22 protein-coding genes, 1 tRNA gene, 2 other RNA genes and 1 pseudogene are annotated in these 20,706 nt (G+C 68.3%); 10 read left to right on the forward strand and 16 right to left on the reverse strand.

All coding sequences use genetic code 11. From position 1 onward, the window contains the following. From ACTHN1_RS00270 to fabD, 5 genes and pseudogenes are all read right to left on the reverse strand, one after another. A pseudogene (locus tag ACTHN1_RS00270) lies at positions 1-566 on the reverse strand (aminodeoxychorismate synthase component I); the annotation flags it as partial. Between the two features lie 266 nt (positions 567-832). Next, complete coding sequence (gene fabF, locus ACTHN1_RS00275) at positions 833-2,071, reverse strand: beta-ketoacyl-ACP synthase II (protein WP_440468985.1); 1,239 nt, start codon at positions 2,069-2,071, stop codon at positions 833-835. A 119-nt stretch (positions 2,072-2,190) separates the two neighbouring features. After that, positions 2,191-2,430, reverse strand: a complete 240-nt coding sequence (acpP, locus tag ACTHN1_RS00280; protein ID WP_093297108.1) for an acyl carrier protein — start codon at positions 2,428-2,430, stop codon at positions 2,191-2,193. A 147-nt stretch (positions 2,431-2,577) separates the two neighbouring features. Then, positions 2,578-3,321: a 3-oxoacyl-ACP reductase FabG gene (fabG, locus tag ACTHN1_RS00285; protein ID WP_440468986.1), complete on the reverse strand. Its 744-nt coding sequence runs from the start codon at positions 3,319-3,321 to the stop codon at positions 2,578-2,580. 69 nt (positions 3,322-3,390) lie between these two features. Next, positions 3,391-4,332: an ACP S-malonyltransferase gene (fabD, locus tag ACTHN1_RS00290; RefSeq protein WP_440468987.1), complete on the reverse strand. Its 942-nt coding sequence runs from the start codon at positions 4,330-4,332 to the stop codon at positions 3,391-3,393. Positions 4,333-4,518: 186 nt separating this feature from the next. On the opposite strand from fabD, the gene ACTHN1_RS00295 reads away from it, so the two are divergent. Beyond that, on the forward strand, positions 4,519-4,707 hold the full coding sequence (locus tag ACTHN1_RS00295) for a hypothetical protein (protein ID WP_440468988.1): 189 nt from the start codon (positions 4,519-4,521) through the stop codon (positions 4,705-4,707). Here the strand turns inward: ACTHN1_RS00295 and ACTHN1_RS00300 are convergent. The 3 genes from ACTHN1_RS00300 to ACTHN1_RS00310 form a co-directional block, all read right to left on the reverse strand. Beyond that, entirely contained in the window at positions 4,701-5,693 is a 993-nt protein-coding gene (locus ACTHN1_RS00300) for a beta-ketoacyl-ACP synthase III (RefSeq protein WP_440468989.1), read from the reverse strand. The two genes, ACTHN1_RS00295 and ACTHN1_RS00300, sit on opposite strands and share 7 nt — an antisense overlap. A 93-nt stretch (positions 5,694-5,786) precedes the next feature. Further along, positions 5,787-5,981, reverse strand: coding sequence for a 50S ribosomal protein L32 (rpmF, locus tag ACTHN1_RS00305; RefSeq protein WP_141456298.1), 195 nt, complete (start codon positions 5,979-5,981; stop codon positions 5,787-5,789). 65 nt (positions 5,982-6,046) lie between these two features. Further along, the gene (locus ACTHN1_RS00310; protein ID WP_440468990.1) at positions 6,047-6,553 is read right to left on the reverse strand and encodes a YceD family protein; all 507 of its coding nucleotides are present in this window, start codon (positions 6,551-6,553) and stop codon (positions 6,047-6,049) included. Positions 6,554-6,677: 124 nt separating this feature from the next. On the opposite strand from ACTHN1_RS00310, the gene ACTHN1_RS00315 reads away from it, so the two are divergent. Next, complete coding sequence (locus tag ACTHN1_RS00315) at positions 6,678-7,277, forward strand: Maf family protein (protein WP_440468991.1); 600 nt, start codon at positions 6,678-6,680, stop codon at positions 7,275-7,277. 33 nt (positions 7,278-7,310) lie between these two features. On the opposite strand, the gene ACTHN1_RS00320 is transcribed toward ACTHN1_RS00315, so the two are convergent. Further along, positions 7,311-9,152 (reverse strand): ArnT family glycosyltransferase, encoded by a 1,842-nt coding sequence (locus tag ACTHN1_RS00320; RefSeq protein WP_440468992.1) that lies wholly within the window; start codon positions 9,150-9,152, stop codon positions 7,311-7,313. A gap of 71 nt (positions 9,153-9,223) precedes the next feature. Between ACTHN1_RS00320 and ACTHN1_RS00325 the strand changes: the two genes are divergently transcribed. Genes ACTHN1_RS00325 through ACTHN1_RS00340 form a run of 4 tightly spaced genes read left to right on the forward strand, consistent with a single transcriptional unit; the run spans position 9,224 to position 13,598 of the window. Continuing rightward, positions 9,224-10,150 (forward strand): AAA family ATPase, encoded by a 927-nt coding sequence (locus ACTHN1_RS00325; protein WP_440468993.1) that lies wholly within the window; start codon positions 9,224-9,226, stop codon positions 10,148-10,150. A 4-nt stretch (positions 10,151-10,154) separates the two neighbouring features. Next, positions 10,155-11,114 (forward strand): DUF58 domain-containing protein, encoded by a 960-nt coding sequence (locus ACTHN1_RS00330; RefSeq protein ID WP_440468994.1) that lies wholly within the window; start codon positions 10,155-10,157, stop codon positions 11,112-11,114. Positions 11,115-11,118: 4 nt separating this feature from the next. After that, positions 11,119-13,065: a transglutaminase TgpA family protein gene (locus ACTHN1_RS00335; RefSeq protein ID WP_440469089.1), complete on the forward strand. Its 1,947-nt coding sequence runs from the start codon at positions 11,119-11,121 to the stop codon at positions 13,063-13,065. Between the two features lie 11 nt (positions 13,066-13,076). Continuing rightward, on the forward strand, positions 13,077-13,598 hold the full coding sequence (locus ACTHN1_RS00340) for a Slp family lipoprotein (protein WP_440468995.1): 522 nt from the start codon (positions 13,077-13,079) through the stop codon (positions 13,596-13,598). 272 nt (positions 13,599-13,870) lie between these two features. Here the strand turns inward: ACTHN1_RS00340 and ACTHN1_RS00345 are convergent, their stop codons facing one another. The 5 genes from ACTHN1_RS00345 to dnaX all read right to left on the reverse strand — a co-directional run bounded on the left by ACTHN1_RS00345 (position 13,871) and on the right by dnaX (position 17,701). Further along, on the reverse strand, positions 13,871-14,233 hold the full coding sequence (locus ACTHN1_RS00345) for a histidine triad nucleotide-binding protein (RefSeq protein ID WP_440468996.1): 363 nt from the start codon (positions 14,231-14,233) through the stop codon (positions 13,871-13,873). Positions 14,234-14,386: 153 nt separating this feature from the next. Continuing rightward, positions 14,387-14,983 (reverse strand): recombination mediator RecR, encoded by a 597-nt coding sequence (gene recR / locus ACTHN1_RS00350; protein WP_440468997.1) that lies wholly within the window; start codon positions 14,981-14,983, stop codon positions 14,387-14,389. After that, positions 14,980-15,552: a hypothetical protein gene (locus tag ACTHN1_RS00355; protein WP_440468998.1), complete on the reverse strand. Its 573-nt coding sequence runs from the start codon at positions 15,550-15,552 to the stop codon at positions 14,980-14,982. Before ACTHN1_RS00355 ends, recR begins: the two co-directional genes overlap by 4 nt. Before the next feature lie 25 nt (positions 15,553-15,577). Next, positions 15,578-15,898 (reverse strand): YbaB/EbfC family nucleoid-associated protein, encoded by a 321-nt coding sequence (locus ACTHN1_RS00360; RefSeq protein WP_440468999.1) that lies wholly within the window; start codon positions 15,896-15,898, stop codon positions 15,578-15,580. Positions 15,899-15,904: 6 nt separating this feature from the next. Continuing rightward, on the reverse strand, positions 15,905-17,701 hold the full coding sequence (gene dnaX / locus ACTHN1_RS00365) for a DNA polymerase III subunit gamma/tau (protein WP_440469000.1): 1,797 nt from the start codon (positions 17,699-17,701) through the stop codon (positions 15,905-15,907). Between the two features lie 207 nt (positions 17,702-17,908). Here dnaX and ACTHN1_RS00370 point away from each other — a divergent pair, with 207 nt between their 5' ends. The 4 genes from ACTHN1_RS00370 (at position 17,909) to ffs (ending at position 19,134) form a co-directional block, all read left to right on the forward strand. Continuing rightward, a complete protein-coding gene (locus tag ACTHN1_RS00370) occupies positions 17,909-18,649 on the forward strand; it encodes a hypothetical protein (RefSeq protein ID WP_440469001.1) in 741 nt (246 codons plus the stop codon). 81 nt (positions 18,650-18,730) lie between these two features. Then, a tRNA-Ser gene (locus ACTHN1_RS00375) sits at positions 18,731-18,823 on the forward strand. Between the two features lie 40 nt (positions 18,824-18,863). Continuing rightward, positions 18,864-18,984, forward strand: a non-coding RNA gene (locus ACTHN1_RS00380) — RtT sRNA. A gap of 53 nt (positions 18,985-19,037) precedes the next feature. Beyond that, positions 19,038-19,134, forward strand: an RNA gene (gene ffs, locus ACTHN1_RS00385) — signal recognition particle sRNA small type. A gap of 119 nt (positions 19,135-19,253) precedes the next feature. Here the strand turns inward: ffs and ACTHN1_RS00390 are convergent. Beyond that, positions 19,254-20,252 carry a YncE family protein gene (locus ACTHN1_RS00390; RefSeq protein WP_440469002.1) on the reverse strand — a complete coding sequence of 333 codons (999 nt, stop codon included), beginning with the start codon at positions 20,250-20,252 and terminating at the stop codon, positions 19,254-19,256. Positions 20,253-20,274: 22 nt separating this feature from the next. Continuing rightward, positions 20,275-20,703 (reverse strand): molybdenum cofactor biosynthesis protein MoaE, encoded by a 429-nt coding sequence (locus ACTHN1_RS00395; protein WP_440469003.1) that lies wholly within the window; start codon positions 20,701-20,703, stop codon positions 20,275-20,277. Positions 20,704-20,706: the final 3 nt, after the last annotated feature.

Consider the following 20,706-nt stretch of genomic DNA (forward strand, 5'->3'; position numbering starts at 1 on the left):
CGCGCGGGCGGGTCTTCGTCGATGCTGTCCGGTGCCTGCCATTCCGGCAGTGGCAGGCGCAGCGCCGCGGCCACGTCGGCCTCGATGCGTTCCAGCATGTCCGCGGCCTCCGCCTCGGCGACGATGCAGCACTCGCCACTGGCGCGGTCGCGCAGCACCGCGGCCGGGCAGCGCAGCGCCAGCGCCAGCGGCAGCGCGCCGGGCGCGTCGGGCAGCGCCAGCACGGGTTCGACCTGGCCCGCGAGTTCGTACGAGAGCAACAGCGCCCAGCCGCCGCGGAACGGCCAGCGCGGTTCTTCGCGATCGATGCGCGCGGCCTGCCAGTGGGCGTCAAGGGTGTCGAGGAAGCCGGTGTCCCGTTGCGCACCCCGCAGGTCACGCACGCGGCCATCGTGATGCAGGGCGAAGCCCTCGCCCGCTTCCGCCATCAGCAGCAGATCCCAGCGCCCCTGCACGGTGCCGGAGGCGACCGATTCCAGCAGCACCGGATAGCGCGCGGGATCGCGCCGATGCAGGGCCAGCAGATCGGTGTCGGGGGACAACGCGCGGGTTTCGATCATCGTCATGCGGAGCGCGGCGGGAGCAGTGCGCATTGTGCCGGATGTGATGGGGGTTCAGGCGTCGCTTTTTCATGCTCCTCCCCTCCCCCGTCATGCCGACGAACGCCGGAATCCGTTTTCACGGGAGGGCGCAGCTGTCCGGGATCGACGCGCATCGTGCGGAGAATGGATCCCAGCGTTCGCCGGAATGACGATGTCCGGGTTCATCGGCGCAAACAAAAACCCCTCGCATTGCGGCGAGGGGTTTTGCGTGTACGTGATGTCGCCGAACCTCAGACGCGCCTGAACACCAGCGTGCCGTTGGTGCCGCCGAAGCCGAAGCCGTTGGAGACGGCGATGTCGATCTTCTTCTGGCGCGCGGTGTGCGGGACGTAGTCCAGATCGCAGCCTTCGCTCGGATTGTCGAGGTTGATGGTTGGCGGAATGATGCCGTGGTGGATCGCCAGCACGGAGAAGATCGCTTCCGCGCCGCCGGCCGCGCCCAGCAGGTGGCCGGTCATCGACTTGGTGGAGCTGACCATGATCTTGTACGCGTGGTCGCCCAGCGCGCGCTTGATGGCCAGGGTTTCGGCCAGGTCGCCCTGCGGGGTGGAGGTGCCGTGCGCGTTGAGGTACTCGACCTGCTCGGCGGTGATGCCGGCGTCGTTGATGGCGGCCAGCAGGCAGCGGGCCGGGCCTTCGCCGTTTTCGCTGGGGGCGGTCATGTGGTGGGCGTCGGAGCTGGCGCCGAAGCCGGCCAGTTCCGCGTAGATGCGCGCGCCACGCGCCTTGGCGTGTTCGTACTCTTCCAGGATCAGCACGCCGGCGCCGTCGCCCAGCACGAAGCCGTCGCGGTCGCGGTCCCAGGGACGCGAGGCGCGGGCGGGATCGTCGTTGCGGGTGGACATGGCCTTCATGGTGCAGAAGCCGGCCATGGAGGTCGGCGAGGAGCCGAGTTCGGCGCCGCCGGCCACCATCACGTCGGCGTCGCCGTACTGGATGGTGCGCATGGCCACGCCGATGGAGTGGTTGGAGGTGGCGCAGGCCGAGACGACCGAGAAGCTCGGACCCTTGATGTTCTTCAGGATCGACAGCTGGCCCGGCAGCATGTTGATGATGGTGCTGGGCACGTAGAACGGCGAGACCTTGCGCGGGCCGCCTTCGTGCAGCTTGATGGTCTGTTCCTCGATGCCGTGGATGCCGCCGATGCCGGAGCCGATGATGGCGCCGATGCGCTCGGCGTTGGCTTCGGTGATTTCCAGTCCGGAATCGTCCAGCGCCATGAACGAGGCGGCGATGCCGTAGTGGATGAACGGATCCATCTTCTTCGCGTCCTTGGGGGAGACGAAGGTGGTGGGATCGAAGTTGCGGATTTCACCCGCGATCTGGGTGGTGTAGGCCGAAGCATCGAACGAGGTGACCGGGCCGATGCCCGACCGTCCATTGACGATGCCGTCCCAGCTGGTGGCCATGTCGTTGCCCAGCGGCGACACCAAACCCATTCCCGTAACGACGACGCGACGCCGGCTCATAACACGCTCCTCAAATGCTTTTGTTTCGGTACGCCCGTTTTGCTGGCCGGGCGGTGCGACCCCGGACACGCGCGGGGCCGCATGCGCGGCCCCGACACGAAGACTTCAGAACGCCGGGCTTACGCCTTGACGTGGGCCTTGACGTAGTCGATGGCCTGCTGCACCGAAGTGATCTTCTCGGCTTCCTCGTCCGGAATCTCGCACTCGAACTCTTCTTCCAGCGCCATCACCAGTTCAACGGTGTCCAGCGAGTCGGCGCCCAGGTCATCGACGAACGATGCGCTGTTGGTGACTTCTTCTTCCTTCACGCCGAGTTGTTCGACGACGATTTTCTTGACGCGTTCTTCGATGCTGCTCATTGGATATCGCTCCAGACGGAGATTGGGTGACTAGTTGATATTGCCACGCTTGGCGATGGCAAACCGGGGGATAGTGTAGTGGAAACCGGCGGCGGCGGGCAGATGCCGGGAACCGCCACCGAATCAACCACTTACGGCTATTTTTTGTTACGGCATGTACATGCCGCCGTTGACGTGCAAGGTCTCGCCGGTGATGTAACCGGCCCAAGGGCCGGCCAGGAACGCGACCGCGCGGGCGATGTCGGCCGGTTCGCCGAAGCGTCCCAGCGCGATCTGGCCGAGCATGGCGTTCTTGGCGTCTTCCGGCAGCGACTTGGTCATGTCGGTGTCGATGAAGCCGGGCGCGACCACATTGACGGTGACGCCGCGGCTGCCGATTTCCTTGGCCAGCGACTTGGAGAAGGCGATGATGCCGGCCTTGGCGGCGGCGTAGTTGGCCTGCCCCGCGTTGCCGGTGACGCCGATGACCGAGGCGATGTTGACGATGCGGCCCTTGCGCGCCTTCATCATGCCGCGCATCACCGCCTTGGAGGTGCGGTAGACGCTGGTGAGGTTGGTGTCGAGGATGGCCTGCCAGTCCTCGTCCTTCATGCGCATGAGCAGGTTGTCGCGTGTGATGCCGGCGTTGTTGACCAGGATCGAAACCGGACCGAACTGCTTGGCGATGTCATCGATCAGCGCGTCGACGGCGGCGCCGTCGGTGACGTTGAGCTCACGGCCGTGGCCGCCACGATCGGCCAGGCGCTCGCCGATGGCCTGCGCGCCGCCGGCGGTGGTGGCGGTGCCGATGACGGTGGCGCCCTGGGCGGCCAGTTCGTCGGCGATGGCCGCGCCGATGCCACGGCTGGCGCCGGTGACGAGGGCGATTTCGCCTTGCAGGGGTTTGCTCATTGCGGGGTCCTCGGAATCAGGGGCGGGCGCGGTGCGCGCGCCGGCATCATGGAACGATCGGCGGAGGTTTCAGGCCCAGTCGGACAGCGCGGCCTGGAAATCACCGACACCGCCGATGGCGCGCGCGTCCAGCGCCTTGTCGATGCGCTTGACCAGGCCGGTCAAGACCTTGCCGGGGCCGCATTCGGCCACCCGGGTGACGCCCTGCCCGGCCAGCGCCTGCACGCATTCGGTCCAGCGCACCGGCAGGTACAGCTGGCGCACCAGCGCGTCGCGCAGGCCGTCCAGATCCGCATGCACCCGCGCGTCGACATTCTGCACCACCGGCAGCGCCGGGTTGTGCCAGTTCAGGCCCGCCATCACTTCGGCCAGGCGGTTGGCGGCTTCGCGCATCAGCGGCGTGTGCGAGGGCACGCTGACGGCCAGCTTGACCACCTTGCGCACGCCACGTTCGCCCAGCAGGGCGATGGCGCGATCCACGGCCTCGGTATCGCCGCCGATCACGATCTGGCCCGGCGAGTTGTAGTTGGCCGGCACGACCACGCGCGAATTGGAGGCCTGCTCGCAGACTTCGGCGACCACGGCATCCTCGGCGCCGAGCACGGCGGCCATCGCGCCGACGCCTTCGGGCGCGGCTTCCTGCATCAGCTGGCCGCGCAGGCGCACCAGGTGCGCGCCATCACGCAGCGACAACGCGCCGGCGGCGACCAGCGCGGTGTATTCACCCAGGCTATGGCCGGCAAGCACGGCCGGCTTGGCGCCGCCCTGCTGCTGCCACGCGCGCCACACCGCCACGCCCGCGGCCAGCAGGGCCGGCTGGGTGTATTCGGTGCGGTTGAGCATTTCTTCCGGACCGCCCTGCGAGAGCGCCCACAGATCCACGCTGGCGCCGTCGGAGGCTTCGGCGAAGGCTTCGCGCACGATCGGATGCAGTTCCGACAGTTCGGCCAGCATGCCGAGCGACTGCGAGCCCTGGCCGGGAAAGACGAATGCGAGCGAGGTGGAAGTCACGCGGGGGTCCGGTGAAAAAATCGAGCGGGGATGATACGTGCGAAAGCGCCGGATTGTCTGTACCCAGGCGTATTGCGCGCCCTGCCCCGCGCCCCCGGAACCCTCACCACCGGCGCGCCGTTTCCGTGGGCGCGCCGTCGGTCGCGAGTCCCGGCGCGAATCATCCACGCGCCGCGGAACCGCGCCATGACGGTCACTTCGCTCTTCCTGTCCGATGGCGAATCCACCGATGCGTCACGCGCACCGAAAAGGCGCGATGGCACGGAATTTCCCGCGCAGTGCGGCTCACTTCTTCATCGCACTCCAAAAACAAAAGGCGCTCCGAAGAGCGCCCTTTGCGATATCGCGGAATGGAACGTCGCCTGCGATCAGTAACGCAGCAGCGCCGAGCCCCAGGTGAAGCCGCCACCGAAGGCTTCCAGCAACACCAGCTGGCCACGCTGCACGCGGCCGGAGCGGATCGCCTCGTCCAGCGCCAGCGGCACCGAACCGGAGGAGGTGTTGCCGTGCCTGTCGACGGTGACGATGACGTTGTCCATCGACATGTCCAGGCGCTTGGCGGTCGCCTCGATGATGCGCAGGTTGGCCTGGTGCGGAATCAGCCAGTCCAGATCGTGCTTGTCCAGGCCGTTGGCTTCCAGGGTTTCGTCCACGACCGAGTCCAGCGCCTTGACGGCGTACTTGAACACGTCGTTGCCCTTCATGTGGATGCGGATGCCGTTGTTCGGCGCATCCTTGTCGAAGCCGGCGGAGACGCCGACCGGGTTCCACAGCAGTTCCTTCTTGCTGCCGTCGGCATGCAGGTGGGTGCTGAGGATGCCGGTCTCGGTGTCGGCCTTGAGCACGGCCGCGCCGGCGCCATCGCCGAACAGCACGCAGGTGGTGCGCTCGGTCCAGTCGACGATGCGGCTGAGGGTTTCGGTGCCGATGACCAGCGCGGTCTTGACGTCACCGGAACGGATGAACTTGTCGGCCACGCTCAGGGCATACAGGAAGCCCGAGCAGGCGGCGTTGACGTCCATCGCGGCGCAGCCTTCGGCACCCAGGCGGGCCTGGATGAGGCAGGCGGTGGACGGGAAGATCAGATCGGGGGTGGTGGTGCCCACCACGATCATGTCGATTTCGGAGGCGTCGACGCCGGCGGCTTCCAGCGCGCGCAGGGCGGCCTGGTAGCCGAGATCGCCCGCGGTCTGGCCTTCCGCGGCGATGTGGCGCTCGCGGATGCCGGTGCGGCTTTGAATCCATTCGTCGCTGGTGTCGACCAGCTTGGCCAGGTCGTCGTTGGTCAGCACCTTCTCAGGCAGGTAGCTGCCGGTTCCGGCGATACGCGCGTAAATACGCCCGTTGGATTGCTGGCTCATGCCTGCTCCCGTTGCTGGCCCGCAACGGGGCCCTGGATACCACGACGATGATGGCGGGCGCGTCCGCGGTGAAACGGACGCGCCGGGCGCGCATCAATCTTCTTCGACGACCGAGGTCTTGGTCGCGATGACCTTCTTGCCGCGGTAGTAGCCGTCGGCGGTCACGTGGTGACGCAGGTGGGTCTCACCGGAAGTCGGATCGGTGGACAGCTGCTTGGCGGTCAGGGCGTCGTGCGAACGGCGCTGACCACGGCGGGACGGGGTGACTCGGGATTTCTGCACAGCCATGGGATTGCTCCAGCTATAAACCTTGAAATGAATCTGCGATTCGTATTGCCAGACCGCCGAAGCGGCTAGTTCTTTTTCAGCGAGGCCAGCGCCGCGAACGGGTTGGCCTTTGCCAATTCTTCTTCCTGCGCCGGCCAGTCGCGGGCGACCGCGTCCGACTCCGGATTCACCGGAACCACCGGAACGGCGAGGACCAGTTCGTCCTCCACCAGATCCGCCGGATGCAACATGCCATCTTCCGGCACCAGCAGCGCTTCGTAGTCCGGCGGCAACGCGGCCTCGTCGGCCTCGTCGCGCACCAGGCCCAGCCGCTGCACGAGACTGACCGGAAGCAGGAATCGCTGCAGGCTGCGCTGGCAGACCAGCGGCAACTGCGCATCGATCCTCAACTCCACGTACGGCACCTGCAACGCGTCGCGATCGAACTCGATCGTGTAGCGTGCTTCGCCATCGGTATCGTTCAGCAGACCCTGCAGGCGCGTCATGGACGACAGCGGCAGGCGACCTTCGAAACTGCGCCGTGCCGCGACCATGCGCCAAGCATCCAACATCTCGGGCGTATTCGCGGACATAAGCCGCTGAATGTTAAGGACTGCGCGCCGAGCTGTCAAACCTGGCCGATCGCCACAGGATGAGGGATTGCCGGACGCCGCCCCGCTCGGCAGACTGCCCGCCCCTTTCCCAGGCCCCGCCCCGATGCCCCTGCTGCTCGCCTCGACCTCCCGTTACCGCCGCGAACTGCTGGAAAGGCTGCGCCTGCCCTTCCACGTGGCCCGCCCGGACGTGGACGAGACGGCCCTGCCGGGCGAGGCGCCCGCCCCCCTGGCGGCCCGGTTGGCCGGTCTCAAGGCCGCTGCGATCGCCGCCCACCACCCGGACGCCTGGGTGATCGGGGCCGACCAGGTGGCCGAGGTCGATGGCCAGGCCATCGGCAAGCCCGGCCACCGGGACGCGGCCATCGCCCAGCTGACCGCGATGTCCGGCCGCGCCATCCGCTTCCATACCGCGTTGTGCCTGCTGCGCGAGGGCACCGCGCAGGAGGGAGCCCCCCGGGACAGCATCCGCCACGAGGCCGGCGACGTGACCACGGTGCGGTTCCGCGCCCTGTCGGCCGAGGAAATCGAACGCTACGTGGATACGGAGCAGCCGTTCGACTGCGCCGGCAGCTTCAAGAGCGAAGGGCTGGGCATCACCCTGTTCGAGGCGATCGAATCGCAGGACCCGACCGCGCTGATCGGGCTGCCCCTGATCACCCTGTCGCGCCTGCTGCGCGAGGCGGGCTTCCACCTGCCCTGAGGCGCGGCGGGCGCCTCTTCGCGCCTGTTTCCATCAACGTTCGATATCGATCGGCTGCTCTTCCCAGTCCTCGACGCTGCCATCGTTGCCGTGCAGGCGCAGGCCCAGCCAGTGGCGGCCGGAAGACAGGGCGGACGCATCCACGTCGGCGGTGAAACCCACCCGGGGATGCTGCGGATCGTTGGAGATGCGCCAGAACGCGGCCACGCCGGGGGCCTCCTGCCCGTATTGCGCCTGCGCCACCGGCTTGCCGTCCAGCAACACGTCCACCGCCTTGAGGCCCACCCCGTCCTTGAAGGCCCAGCCGCGCAGATGGAAGCGCGGCGGCACCCGCCCGCGCGACACCGGTTCGTCGATCCAGGCCATCGCCGGGGCCACGCACGCGCCCTCGCGCCTTTCCTTCGGCAACGCGAACAGCAGGAACCGCTGGTGGCCGTGGTCGATGTTGACCACGCGCGGCGGCGGCAAGGGCCCCACCTGCCGGCACAACGCGTGGTAGTAGTCCAGCAGGTGCTTGTACTGCACGTCGCCATGCGCGATCACCAGCAGCACCGGCGCAGCGCGCGTGCCGTCGTCCTGCAGGTTCCAGAGCTTGAGTTGCGGTGCGCGCCCATGCTTGCGGTTGAGCGGATGGTCGAGCACGCGGATGTCCGGCTCGTCGAGGGCGAAGCCCAGTTCCGCGCCGACCTTGAAGCTTCCCGCCAGCAGCGTGGTATCGGCCGGCAGGCGCCCCCGCTCCTCGCGCACGGCGCGGGCCAGGTCCGACCAACCGGCGAAGTTGTAGGGGTAGTACTTCTCGGCGGCGAAACGTTCGCGCCATGACGGCACCGAGGCGATCAGGTAATAGCCCAGCATCGCCAGCATGCCCACCGCGGCCAGGCCCCACAGCGCGCGCCGCCAGAGCCGCGACCAGTTTCCCGCCAACGCGGGCACCGCGAGGATCAGCGCCAGATAGCCCGGCAGCGGCCAGTGGAAACTCACGCGTTCGACATCGGCGAAGAAACCCAGCACGAAGAAGCCCAGCGTGGACGCCATTCCCAGCAGGCCGAAGTAGCGCCACTGCGGCGGCCCGCCGGCGACGTCGCGGCAGGCGCGCACGCCCGCAATCATCAGCGCCGCGAACAGCACCGGCGTGACCATCAACGCCTGGATGACCACGAACCAGGCACCGGTGGCCTGGAACGACCAGGGATGGCGATCGACCAGTTGGAAGCGCAATCCGGCGTCGGCATATTCCAGGTTCCACGCCAGCAACGGCGCCCAGGCGGCGACGCCCACCGCCAGCGCCACCCAGATGCGCGGATCGCGCAGGAGGCGCCGTCCCTCCGGCAGGCACAGCAGGGCGACGAAGCCCACGCCGATCACGCCGAGGAAGCGGTAATGGCTGAGCGCGCCGATGGCCAGGCCGAGCGCGAGTTCGGCGGCGGAGATGGCGTCGATCTCGCGCAGCAGGCGCGCGCCGGCATCCAGGCACAGCACCGCCGCCAGCGCCATCGGTACATCCGGCAGCGCCAGCAGGCCCAGGGTGCCGGACAGCGGCATCAGCACGGTCAGGGTGCCGGCCTGCCAGCCGGCGGCCTCGTCGAACCAGCGGCGGGTGATGTGCGCGATCAGCCAGGGAATCAGCGCGGCCATGATCAGGAACGGCGCGCGCAGGGCGAGGCGATGCTGGCCGCCCAGTTCGGTGCCCAAGCGGGTGAGCCAGGCGGTGAGTCCGGGCAGATCGGAATAGGCGGCGGCCAGGTGGCGGCCTTCCTGCCAGTAGAAGGCCTCGTCGACGAACAGCGGCAGCCGGGCCGCGATCACGACCTTGATCACGGATGCGACCAGCCACACGGCCAGAAAGGTTTTCCTTGCGCTTGCCACGTCCTGCATGCCGCTACACTTCCTCTTCATCCCGACTGTCAGGTCCAGAGCACGCGATGCCCAGCCCCTCCACGCCGCCTATGCTATCCGATGCCCTTCGCGACGCCCTGAAGCGCGCGCAGGAACAAGTCAATGCACTGGTGCTGGGCAAGGCCTACGAGGTGCGGCTGGCGTTCGTGGCGCTGCTGTCCGACGGGCATCTGCTGATCGAGGATCTGCCGGGGCTGGGCAAGACGACGCTGGCGCACGCGTTGGCGGCGACCCTGGGATTGGGTTTCCAGCGCGTGCAGTTCACTTCGGATCTGCTGCCCGCCGACGTGCTGGGCGTGTCGGTATACGACGGCGCGGCGCGGCAGTTCCAGTTCCATCCCGGTCCGGTGTTCACCCAGGTGTTGCTGGCCGACGAGATCAACCGCGCGCCGCCACGTACCCAGAGCGCGCTGCTGGAGGCGATGGCCGAACACCAGGTGACGCTCGATGGCGTCACCCATGGCCTGCCCGATCCGTTCTTCGTGATCGCCACCCAGAACCCGGTGGATCTGTCCGGCACCTATCCCCTGCCCGACTCGCAGCTGGACCGTTTCCTGCTGCGGCTCAATCTGGGCTATCCGGGCGCGGAGGCCGAACGCGCCCTGCTGGCCGGCGAGGATCGACGCGCGCTGATCGCGCAGACGCTGCCGTTGCTGAGTTCCGACGACGTGATCGCATTGCGCGCGGCGGTGAACCAGGTGCACGCCAGCGACGCCCTGATTGTCTACGTGCAGGCGCTGCTCGCCCGCAGCCGCCATCACCCGGGCGTGCGCGTGGGCCTGTCGCCGCGCGCCGGCATCGCGCTGCTGCGCGCGGCGCGTGCGCACGCGCTGCTGCTCGGTCGCCCGCATGTGCTGCCGGAGGACATCCAGGCGCTGTTCGGGGTGGTGGCGGCGCACCGCTTGGTCGCCGAGGCGGAAGCCGATTCCACCACGGCGCTGGCCAAGGCGATCCTGCACGCGGTGGCGGTGGACTGAGTCCGTGGCGACGGCACTGAGGCAACGCGCAAGCCGACGGCTGTGGCTGCTCGCGCGGCCACGCCAGCCCGAATCGCTGCCGGTCCGGCTGGATCGTCGTCGCGTCTACGTGCTGCCCACCGGCTTTGGCCTGTTCTATGCGCTGCTGGTCGGCACCATGCTGGCCGGCGCGCTGAACTACAACAACAACCCCGCTCTCTTGCTGGCCTTGCTGCTGGCCTCGGCGGGACTGGCCAGCCTGATCGCCGCGCACCTGCAGTTGTCCGGCCTGCGCCTGGATGCGCTCTCCGCCGATCCGGTGGCGGCCGGACAACCGCTGCGCGTGCAGTTCGCGTTGTCGGCGCGGGACCACCGCGCGCGGCGTGGCCTGCGCCTGGCGTGCCAGGACGTGAGCGGCCTGGTGCCGCCGATGACCGCCGACGCGATCGTCGCCGAACTGAGCCTGCCCACCCAACGCCGCGGCTGGCTGGATCCGGGCCGCGTGCAGGTCTGGACCACGCAGCCGCTGGGCCTGGCGCGGGCCTGGGCGTGGTTCTGGCCGCGGCAATCCCTGCTGGTATACCCGGCGCCTGAAACGAACGGACCGCCCCTGCCCGAAGCCGGCGGCGGCGGCACCCGCGCCAGGCAACAGGCCAGTGGCGAGGATGTGCATCACCTGCGCGCCTATCGCAGCGGCGACCCGCTGCGCGCCATCGCCTGGAAACCCTCCGCGCGCCGCGACCATCTGCTGGTGCGCGAATTCGAACAGCCGGTCGGCGTGGAAGTGGACCTGGCCTGGAACACGCTCGCCGCCCTGTCGGGCGAGCAGCGCATCCGGCGGTTGGCGCACTGGGTGGATCTGGCCGAGCGCGAAGGCCGCCGCTATCGGCTGAGATTGCCCGGCGACGTCGTGCTGGGCCCTTCGCAGGGACCGGCGCATCGGCACGCCTGTCTGCGCGCGCTGGCGTTGCTGCCCGATGCGTAGCGCCCTGGCCCGCAACGCACCGCCATTGGACGCCGGCAACCGGTTGTGGGCGCTGGCGGCCAGTGGCCTGTGCCTGCTGGTCCTGCTGATTCAATTGCCGGTCGGATTGGCGCTGGGCACGGGCGTGCTTGCGGTGCTCACGACCCTCCTCTCCTGGCGGCGGCCGATGCCCGGTCCGCTGCGCCTGCTGCTGGCGCTGGCGATCATCGGCGGCGTGCTGACGGTGATGGGCATGCGTTTCGGGCGAGACACCGGTTGCGCGTTGCTGGCGGCGATGATCGCGCTCAAGCCCGCGGAAACCGTGAGCCTGCGCGACGCGCGCAGCCTGCTGGGTTTCGCGTTGTTCGCTCCGTTCTCCGCGTTCCTGCTGGATCAGGGACCGCTGACCCTGCTGCTGTCCACGCTGGGCGTCGGCGCCGCCCTGCTGACGCTGTCGCGACTGGCCGACGCGGAAGTACCCGACGCCGCGCCGCCGCTGTCCGCGCGCCGGCATCTGCTGGGGGTCGGTCGCCTGCTGTTGCTTGGCCTGCCGCTGATGCTGGCGACCTTCTGGCTGTTCCCGCGTTTTCCAACGCCGCTGTGGGGCGTGCCGGAACGCGCGCTGGCGCAGCCGGGCCTGTCGGATCGGATGTCGCCCGGCGGCTGGCTGGACCTGATGGCCGACGACAACCCCGCGTTGCGCGTGCAGTTCTTCAGCGCCCCGCCCGAACCGGAGCAGATGTACTGGCGGGGACTGGTGCTGTGGGATTTCAATGGCCGCGAATGGACGCGCTCGTCCTGGACCGACACGCTGCCACCGGCTCCGATCACGCCGGCTCCGGGCAATGTCCCGCGCTGGGACTACGAAATGATGGTGGAGCCCACCGAACAGCGCTGGCTGGTGGCACTGGATCTGCCGCAGGCCGCGCCCGCCGACGCCCGGCTGGATCGGGACCGGACCCTGGTGACCGCGCAGCGCATGAACGGCGTGACCCGCTGGCGGGTCCGCTCCTCGCCGCCGGCGCGGTTCGAAGCGCAGTTGCCGTTGCTGCTGCGCCAGCGCGCATTGACGCTTCCGGCGGGCCTGAATCCACGCACCCGGGCGCTGGCGGCGCAGTGGCGAAGCGAAGCCGGCACCGATGATCTGGCCATCGTGCGCCGCGCCCTGACCTGGATACGCAGCGACTTCGCCTACACCCTGGACACCCCCCTGCCGGGCCGCCACGCGGTCGACGAATTCCTGTTCGATCAGCGGCAGGGTTATTGCGAACACTTCAGTTCCGCCTTCACCACGCTGATGCGCGCGGCCGGCATCCCGGCGCGGGTGGTGGTGGGCTACGCCGGCGGTTATCGCAACCGGTTCGGCGATTACTGGGTCGTGCGCAAAATGGACGCACATGCCTGGAGCGAGGTGTGGCTGCCGCAGCGCGGCTGGGTGCGCGTGGATCCCACGGCGGCGGTCGCGCCCGAACGCATCTTCGAAACACTGGAGGATCGTCTGGACGCGGCCGGCGGCGGCGGCGTGTTGCAGCGCAATCCATTGTTCGACGCCAGCGACTGGTTGCGGCGCGGCTGGAACGAATTCGTGCTGGGATTCGATGCGCGCCGGCAACAGGACCTGCTGCGCAAGGTCGGCCTGCCGCGCCTGGACACCGCCGGGCTGGGCGCGGCGTTCGCGTTGGCCGCGCTGCTGGCGCTGGGCGGCATGGCCTGGCTGCTGGCCCGGGGCGAGCGCGAGCGGGATCCGCTGCTGCGGGCCTGGCATGCGCTGGGGGCGCGTTACGCGAAACTCGGCCTCGCCCGCCAGCCGCACGAGCCGGCGCTGGCCTGGGCGCAGCGGGTGGCGGCGCGGCATCCGGCCGCCGGCCAAACCCTGGTCCCGCTCAGCCAACGTTTCGCCGAGGCGCGCTACGCTGCCGCCGTGAGCGACATTCCCGCGCTGGTCCGCGACCTGCGCCGCCATCGGCCCTGAAGGAGATTTCCATGAAGCTTCGTCACCTCTTGCTCGCCGGCGCGGTGGCCACCCTCGCCGCCTGCGCCACCGCCCCGCAACCGTTGCAGGGCACGTTCACCCCGGTCACCCCGCGAGACGCCGTCGCCGGCGCGCAGGTCGGTTCGCAGGTCCGCTGGGGCGGCCGCATCATCGAAACCAAGCCCGGCCAGGACAGCACCTGCTTCCAGCTGGTCTCGCGCCCGCTCAACGCCACCGGCCGTCCGATGGAATCGGCGCCGGACGCGACCGATGGACGTTTCATCGCCTGCCGTTCGGGTTTCTATGATCCGGCGGTGTTCGCGCCGGGCCGCGAAGTGACCTTCGTCGGCCGCATCAACAGCTACGAGAACACCCGCATCGGCGAGTACGACTACCGCCTGCCGAAGATGGACGCCGACGTGGTCTACCTGTGGCCGGAAGTACGCGAAGTGGAGGTCCGGCCATCGCCCTTCTACGACCCGTTCTGGGGTCCCTACTGGGGACCGCGCTGGGGTTATTGGGGCTGGTGGTGAGCCGCCCTGTGACCTGACCGGTCACCGGATGCGAAAAACGCCGCTCGATGAGCGGCGTTTTTTTTGCGCGTGGTCCCGCGTCCAGAAAGCGCTGCGGTCATCAGGATGCTTTCCGTCGTCATTCCGGCGCAAGCCGGAATCCATTTTTACGGAACAGCGAATCGCCGCGGACGCACCGGACTCCACACGGACATGGATTCCAGCCTGCGCTGGAATGACGAATTCGGACATCGGCAAGGTGGGCGGAAACCGGGGAACCACACCACCGTAACTCAGCGACCCGGCACACCGAAATGACCCAGCGGGGCGCCGGCCAGCAGGTGCAGATGCAGGTGGAACACGGTCTGCCCGGCGTGTTCGCGACAGTTGATCACCACCCGATAGCCGTCCTGGGCAAAGCCTTCGCGGCGCGCGTATTCAGCCGCCGCCAGCACCAGCTTGCCGACCAGCGCGGCCTGTTCCGGCAGCAGGTCGTCCATGGTCGGAACCAGCACATGCTTGGGAATGAACAACACGTGCACCGGCGCCTGCGGCGCGATGTCCTTGAAACCGAGCACGTCGTCGTCTTCGTAGACGATGGTGGCGGGAATCTCGCGGCGGAGAATCTTGCCGAACAAGGTGTCGTTCTGGGTCATGGCGCGGTCCGGAATGGGGTGGGTGCAAGCATAGTGCCTTGAGGCGGTGTCGACACGCGACAGAAGCGACGCAGGCCGCGCCCACGGAGCGGACGATGACGGCAGGCGCGGTCGCGATCTGCATCGCTCCCGCATCGAAGCGAAAGTGACCCGTCAGGGCATCTCGCTGCGCGATCCGAACGCGTGCGAGAGCGTACCGCGGTCGACGTACTCCAGTTCGCCACCCAGCGGTACGCCATGGGCCAGCCGGCTCGGCTTGACGTTGTGCTGGCGGGCCAGTTGCGCCAGATAGTGCGCGGTGGCCTCGCCTTCCACGGTGGGATTGGTGGCGATGATCAGTTCGCTGACCTCGCCCAGTCGCAGGCGATCGCCCAACTGGTCCAGGCCCAGTTCGCGCGGGCCGATGCCATCCAGCGGCGACAGCCGGCCCTGCAGGATGAAATAGACGCCGCGATAGCCGGTGGCCTGTTCGATGGCGAGGCGATCCGCGGGGGATTCGACCACGCAGAGCAGGTGCCGATCCCGGCTGCCGCTGGCGCAGATCGCGCAGATCTCGCCCTCGGTGAAATCGCGGCATTGGCCGCAATGGCCAATCCGTTCCAGCGCCACCGCCAGGGTCTCGGCCAGATGCCTGCCACCGTCGCGCTCGCGCTCCAGCAGGTGATAGGCCATGCGCTGGGCGGTCTTCTGGCCCACGCCCGGCAACACGCGCAGGGATTCGATCAGTTGTTCAAGCAGTGAAGTGCTCACGCGATGACTTCGTAGCGGGCGCGTTCGCAGAGCGGATAGGTGTCCATGAATCCCGCGATGCGCTCCCGCATCGCGTTGACCGAATCACCGTACAGATAGAGCGCCGTTTCGGCGGAACCTTCCCAATAGCTCTGGATGCTGCCGACACCTTCCATCAACCGCTCGATTTCCGACCAGACATGATTGACGTCGGACTCGGCATAGACCTCGGGTTTAAGCTCCGTGCCATTCAGGTAAATCGCCAGTCCTTCGAGCTTGCCGAAAGCCACTTCCCTCTGCACGCCGTCCTGCTCGAACTCCAGCCGGGATCCCCGTGGCGCGCCCATCTGTTCCAGCAGTCCGCAGATCAGGGGAACGGCCCTGTCCAGGTCGTACGCATCCACATCGATGCCGCAGTATTGGATTTCGCCGCTCTGCGCCTGCATCGTGCCGCCGCCGGTCACTTCGCCCACACCGGACTTCTCGAGGGCTTCCTGCAGGGGATCCCCATAGAGCTCCGCCCGATCGAGGGGGCGGAGGCGTGCGTTGAGGCGGGCATAGACGAAAGTTGCCGGCTGCGACATGGGCATGTGAATCGACGATTGATTCAGCGGTTCAGAACGGCAGCTTCATGCCCGGCGGCATCGGCATGCCGGCGGTCAGCGCACCCATGCGCGACTTGGATTCGGCGTCGATCTTGTTGGACGCGTCGTTGAAGGCCGCGGCCACCAGGTCCTCCAGCATTTCCTGATCACCGAGCACCGACGGATCGATGCGCACCTTGCGGCATTCCTTGCCACCGGTCAGGGTCACGCTGACCATGCCGCCGCCGGCGTTGCCGGTGATTTCCAGCTTGGCGATCTCTTCCTGGGCGCGTTGCAGGTTTTCCTGCATCTTCTGCGCCTGCTGCATGAGTTGGGCGATGTTTCCACGCATGTTGGCTTACTCTTCGAATGGACGGATGGAATCCGGTACGACCTTCGCGCCGTGTTGCTCGATCAGGCGCTGCACGTCCGGGTGGTTCAGGAAATCCTGCTCGGCGGCGACCTGCTGTTCGCCGCGCTCGCGATCGGTGCGCTGGCGCAGCGTCTCCGACGCGGCCGGCGCGGACTGGAATACGATCTTCGGCGCCGTTCCGTAGCGCTGGGCGATGGCCTCGCCCAGATCCCGGATCGTACGTTCCGAACGCAGGTAGTCGAAGCCGGGGTCCAGCGACAGTTGCAGCACGCCGCTGTCGTAGCCGACAAAGCCGGCGTTTTCGACCAGCTGCCGGGTCGCTCCCTTCAGCTCGCTGCTGCCGGCGAAATGCATCCACACATCGGCGTTGGTGATGCCGATGTCGGAGGAGAACGCGAAGTCGCGCTCGGCAGGACGGGCTTCCGACGCCGGCGCGGGCGCGGGCGCCGGAGGCGGCGGGGTCATCGCCTGGGAAGGCGCGATGGCAGCCGGCGCGACGGCGCGCCGCGGTTCAACCGGCCACGGCGGGGTGTCGTTGTCGGATGCCTGCGCCTGCGCGGGCGCCGGTGCCGGTACCGGTTTCGGTGCGGCGACAGGCGTCGGCGGGCGCGCGGGCGCGGCTTCGCGCGGCGCCGCGGTGGTCGCGGCAGGCGCGGGTGCCGACTGCGTGATCGGAACGGGCTCGCTCCTGCCCTCGCCCGCGGAGGCGGGACGGAATGCCAGCATGCGCAGCACGCTCATCTCGAAGCCGGCGCGAGCGCTCGGCGCGAGCGGCAGGTCTCGGCGTCCGCCCAGGGCCATCTGGTACCACAGCTGCACCACTTCCGGACGCAGCCGCGACGCGAACCGCTCCGCATCCACGCCTTCGCCATCCGCGCCCGCCCCGGGCACCAACTGGCGCACCTGGATGCGATGCAGGGCTTCGGCCAGCGCTTCCAGCACGCCGTCCCAGTCGGGCGAGAAATCGGCCAATGCGGCGACCACCTGCAACAGGCGTTCGCCGTCGCCGTCGGCCAACGCTTCGAGCATCTCGCCGACCTGGGTGCGATCGACGGTGCCGAGCATGGTGCGCACACCCTCGTCGCGCAGCGCGCCGCCGGCGTAGGCGATGGCCTGATCCAGCAGCGACAGGCCGTCGCGCAGGCTGCCATCGGCCGCGCGGGCAATCTGGCGGATTGCGCCTTCGTCGGCCTCGATGCCCTCGGCGCCCAGGATCTTGGTGATCTGGCCGGCGATCTGCGGTTCTTCCAGCCGCTTGAGGTTGAACTGCAGGCAGCGCGACAGCACCGTCACTGGCAGTTTCTGCGGATCGGTGGTGGCGAGCAGGAACTTGACGTGCTCCGGCGGCTCTTCCAGGGTCTTGAGCAGCGCATTGAACGCCGCTTTCGACAGCATGTGCACTTCGTCGATCAGGTAGACCTTGAAGTTGCCGCGCGAGGGCATGTACTGCGCGTTCTCGATCACCTCGCGGACATCGTCCACGCCGGTGTTGGACGCGGCGTCGATTTCCAGCAGGTCGATGTAGCGGCCGGCGTCGATGTCCAGGCAGGCCGCGCATTGACCGCAGGGATCGGCGCTGGTGCCCTTCTCGCAGTTCAGCGACTTGGCGAAGATGCGCGCGATGGTGGTCTTGCCGACCCCGCGGGTGCCGGTGAACAGGAAGGCATGGTGGACGCGGCCGGTATCGAGCGCATTGCTCAGCGCGCGGACCACGTGTTCCTGCCCCACCAGTTCGGCGAAGCGCTTCGGACGCCACTTGCGGGCGAGGACGAGATAGCTCATCGGTGGATTTTGCCACACCCGGTCGCGGCCAAGGCCGTCGCCCGGACGCTACACTGAACGGCAGGACGGACGCCGGACGCGTCCATGACAGGGATCCGCATGTTCCATCGTTTCGGGGCCACTCCGGCCATCCTTTGCCTGCTGCTCGCCCTGCCTGCCGCGAACGCGGCCAGTCCGACGGTCGCCAGCCAGGTCAAGGACTTTCACGTGGCCGCGCGCGACATGCTGCCCGCGCCTCGCGACCCTCAAGTGCTGGAGGAAGGCCATTTCTGCCGGATGCAGGTGATCGCGCCGAAGACCGCCGCCGGCCGCGCCGTCGCGGCGCGGGGCTGGTACGTCACCAGCGAGGTCCGGGCTGGCGGGTACACCAGCGTCGGCGCTTTCAGTCGCGGCGGAGAGGGCACCAGCGGCACCTGCTTCATCGCCGACGGCAATATTTTCGTGTTCCACGGCCAGGCGCTGGCCGCCATCGTCTACGGCGATCCACCGGAAGACGAGTACGGCGGCGGCCTGATCGGCGGTGTCACCGGGACAACCCTGCCCGACCGGGTCCGGATCACGGACCGCACGCCGCCGGACATCGCCCACGCCGATCTCCGGTTCGGCGCCGACAGCATCACGGTGGTGCCGGTGGCTGAACGGGAAACGTTCTGCGGCCGTCTGGAGATACCCAATCTCCGTGGCAAGGAGATTCCCGAAGTCCGCAAGCTCCTGGCCCGGGAAGGCTGGCGTCCGGATCCACCGAAAGCTCCCGAGGAAGCCGGATACGACGCCGCCAAAGGCTATCGCGCCGAGGGAATGCCGGAATTCGAGACCTGTTCGGGCACCGGATACGGCTTCTGCGCGCTGAACTATGCGCATGCCGGCGGCGCGCAGCTGCACGTGACCACGGTGGGCGACGAACCGCCCACGGTCTCCGCCTACGACGTCCAGTGCACGGCCCGATGAGCCACCCGGAGCTTTTGCCCTGCCCGGGGAAATTCCGTAGAATGCCCGACTCCCCGCGGACCGGCCGGTCCCTGGGGACCCGGAGAGGTGTCCGAGTGGTTGAAGGAGCACGCCTGGAAAGTGTGTAAGCGTCTAAACCGCGCTTCGGGGGTTCGAATCCCCCTCTCTCCGCCAGATTGAATGACGTAGTGAAGGCTTCATGTCCGTGATGTTTCGCCGGGACGTGGAGAGGGGGTGAGAACCCCCGGGTTCGACAAACCGCGTAGCGGTTTGCACGGCGAAGCCGCCCGCAGGGCGAGGCGCGCAGCGCCGAGTGAATCCCCCTCTCTCCGCCAGATTTCGAGCAGTTCACGGGCCGCGCGCAGCGCGGCCCTCGTCTATGGTGACCCCGTCGGTCCCTCGCGACGCTAGGTTGAAAACCCCGCCAGGGCCGGAAGGCAGCAACGGTATCGACTGATGCGGGCGCCGAGGTCAACCGGCGGGGTCATCACCCTTTTGGGGGTTCGCAAAAAAGCGTGTTCCCGGCCATTCATTGCTTTCCGCCGTTGCGACGGCCTCGTTGCCCATGGCGAGGAACCATCGTGGGGCGCGGCGCGGCGCCGAACTACGGGAACAGCACCACCGCACCGGGTTCGCGGCCGGTGACCCAGTAGTCCACGATCTGCCATTTCTGCGTGTCCACCACCGCCACGCGATCGCCACCGCTGAGCGCCACATAGGCGCGGGGCTTCACGGGATCGATGGTGATGCCGATCGGCAGCGCGCCGCGTCCCAGGGCGGTGTCGCGGATGTCCATGCCCTCGCGCGCCAGCGGGATGCGGGTCACCGCCAGTTTGGTGCGCGCGTCGAAGACCTGCAGTTCGGCGCTGCGGGCGTTCACCACGCAGGCGTGCCGGCCGTCGGGGGTGAACGCCACCCGCAGCGGGAATCCACGGCTGGACATCCGTCGCCGCACCGCCAGGGTGTTGGGATCGTGGACGGTCACGGTGCCTTCGTCGCGGTTGGCGATCCACAGTTCCAGTCCGTCCGGACGCAGGGCGATGCCCTCCGCTCCCTTGCCCGCCGGCCGTTCCAGCAGCATCCTGCCGGTGACCAGATCGATGCGGCTGATCGTGCCCCGGCCCAGCTTGCTGACGTAACCGACGCGGCGATCCGCGCTGACCGCGAGCATGTGCCCGATGCCGTCGCCGATGTCGATGGCCCGTTCGACCTTGCCCGCGTCCAGATCCACCAGCAGCACGCTGGCGCTGCCCTCGGCGGTCACCACCACGCGCCCGCCGTCCAGGAAGTGCAGGCCGTGGGGAGCGCCATGGGTGCCCAGGTCGATGGTGCGGGTCGGACGCCCGCGCTGCAGATCCAGCACCGACAGACTGCTGCCGGCCACTTCGCTGCCGTAGTTGCTGACCACCGCGGTGCGTCCGTCCGGCGAAACCGCAATCTCGTGCGGGGAATCGCCGGTGCGGTACTCGCCGCGCTTGCGACCGTCCTGGGCGGACAGCCGCCAGACACTGTCGGCGGCCTGGTTGCTGACCAGCAGGTCGGCGCACCATCCGGGCAATGGCGCGCACAGCGCCAACCAGAACAACAGACGTCCCTTTCCCATGTTCCGCTCGTGCATCCTTTCCTCAATCCGTCGGTGGTGACGGGTGCAGCCAGCCGGCGTCGCCGGCGACATAGCGTTCGTGCTTCCAGATCGGAACGCGTGATTTCACTTCATCGATGATCCAGCGGCACGCCGCGAAGGCGGCATCGCGGTGACCCGCGCTGACCCCGACCCAGACCGCGAGTTCGCCGATGGCCAGTTCGCCGATCCGGTGCACGCAGCGCGCCTCGTGGATGGCGAAGCGTCCGCAGGCCTCGGCCAGGATCCGCTCGCCTTCCTTCTCCGCCAGTTCCACATAGGCTTCATAACGCAAACCACCCACGGCACGGCCATCGTTGTGGTTGCGCACCCAGCCCTCGAACGCGGCGAAAGCGCCGGCGCGCTCATCCAGCAGCGTGGCGCGCAGGGGTGCCGGGTCGAACGGGCTTTCGCTCAGGGCAAAACGCGGCATCGC

This window comes from Pseudoxanthomonas sp. (genome assembly GCF_051953815.1).
Lineage (GTDB): Bacteria > Pseudomonadota > Gammaproteobacteria > Xanthomonadales > Xanthomonadaceae > Pseudoxanthomonas_A.

Coding starts and splice junctions, on each gene's coding strand:
- ACTHN1_RS00295 (WP_440468988.1), top strand. CDS start 4,519: ATGACGGTCACTTCGCTCTTCCTGTCCGATGGCGAATCCACCGATGCG.
- ACTHN1_RS00325 (WP_440468993.1), top strand. CDS start 9,224: ATGCTATCCGATGCCCTTCGCGACGCCCTGAAGCGCGCGCAGGAACAA.
- ACTHN1_RS00395 (WP_440469003.1), bottom strand. CDS start 20,703: ATGCCGCGTTTTGCCCTGAGCGAAAGCCCGTTCGACCCGGCACCCCTG.
- ACTHN1_RS00340 (WP_440468995.1), top strand. CDS start 13,077: ATGAAGCTTCGTCACCTCTTGCTCGCCGGCGCGGTGGCCACCCTCGCC.
- fabF (WP_440468985.1), bottom strand. CDS start 2,071: ATGAGCCGGCGTCGCGTCGTCGTTACGGGAATGGGTTTGGTGTCGCCG.
- ACTHN1_RS00300 (WP_440468989.1), bottom strand. CDS start 5,693: ATGAGCCAGCAATCCAACGGGCGTATTTACGCGCGTATCGCCGGAACC.
- ACTHN1_RS00315 (WP_440468991.1), top strand. CDS start 6,678: ATGCCCCTGCTGCTCGCCTCGACCTCCCGTTACCGCCGCGAACTGCTG.
- fabG (WP_440468986.1), bottom strand. CDS start 3,321: ATGAGCAAACCCCTGCAAGGCGAAATCGCCCTCGTCACCGGCGCCAGC.
- ACTHN1_RS00360 (WP_440468999.1), bottom strand. CDS start 15,898: ATGCGTGGAAACATCGCCCAACTCATGCAGCAGGCGCAGAAGATGCAG.
- ACTHN1_RS00355 (WP_440468998.1), bottom strand. CDS start 15,552: ATGCCCATGTCGCAGCCGGCAACTTTCGTCTATGCCCGCCTCAACGCA.
- acpP (WP_093297108.1), bottom strand. CDS start 2,430: ATGAGCAGCATCGAAGAACGCGTCAAGAAAATCGTCGTCGAACAACTC.
- ACTHN1_RS00310 (WP_440468990.1), bottom strand. CDS start 6,553: ATGTCCGCGAATACGCCCGAGATGTTGGATGCTTGGCGCATGGTCGCG.
- rpmF (WP_141456298.1), bottom strand. CDS start 5,981: ATGGCTGTGCAGAAATCCCGAGTCACCCCGTCCCGCCGTGGTCAGCGC.
- ACTHN1_RS00390 (WP_440469002.1), bottom strand. CDS start 20,252: ATGGGAAAGGGACGTCTGTTGTTCTGGTTGGCGCTGTGCGCGCCATTG.
- ACTHN1_RS00345 (WP_440468996.1), bottom strand. CDS start 14,233: ATGACCCAGAACGACACCTTGTTCGGCAAGATTCTCCGCCGCGAGATT.
- dnaX (WP_440469000.1), bottom strand. CDS start 17,701: ATGAGCTATCTCGTCCTCGCCCGCAAGTGGCGTCCGAAGCGCTTCGCC.
- ACTHN1_RS00320 (WP_440468992.1), bottom strand. CDS start 9,152: ATGCAGGACGTGGCAAGCGCAAGGAAAACCTTTCTGGCCGTGTGGCTG.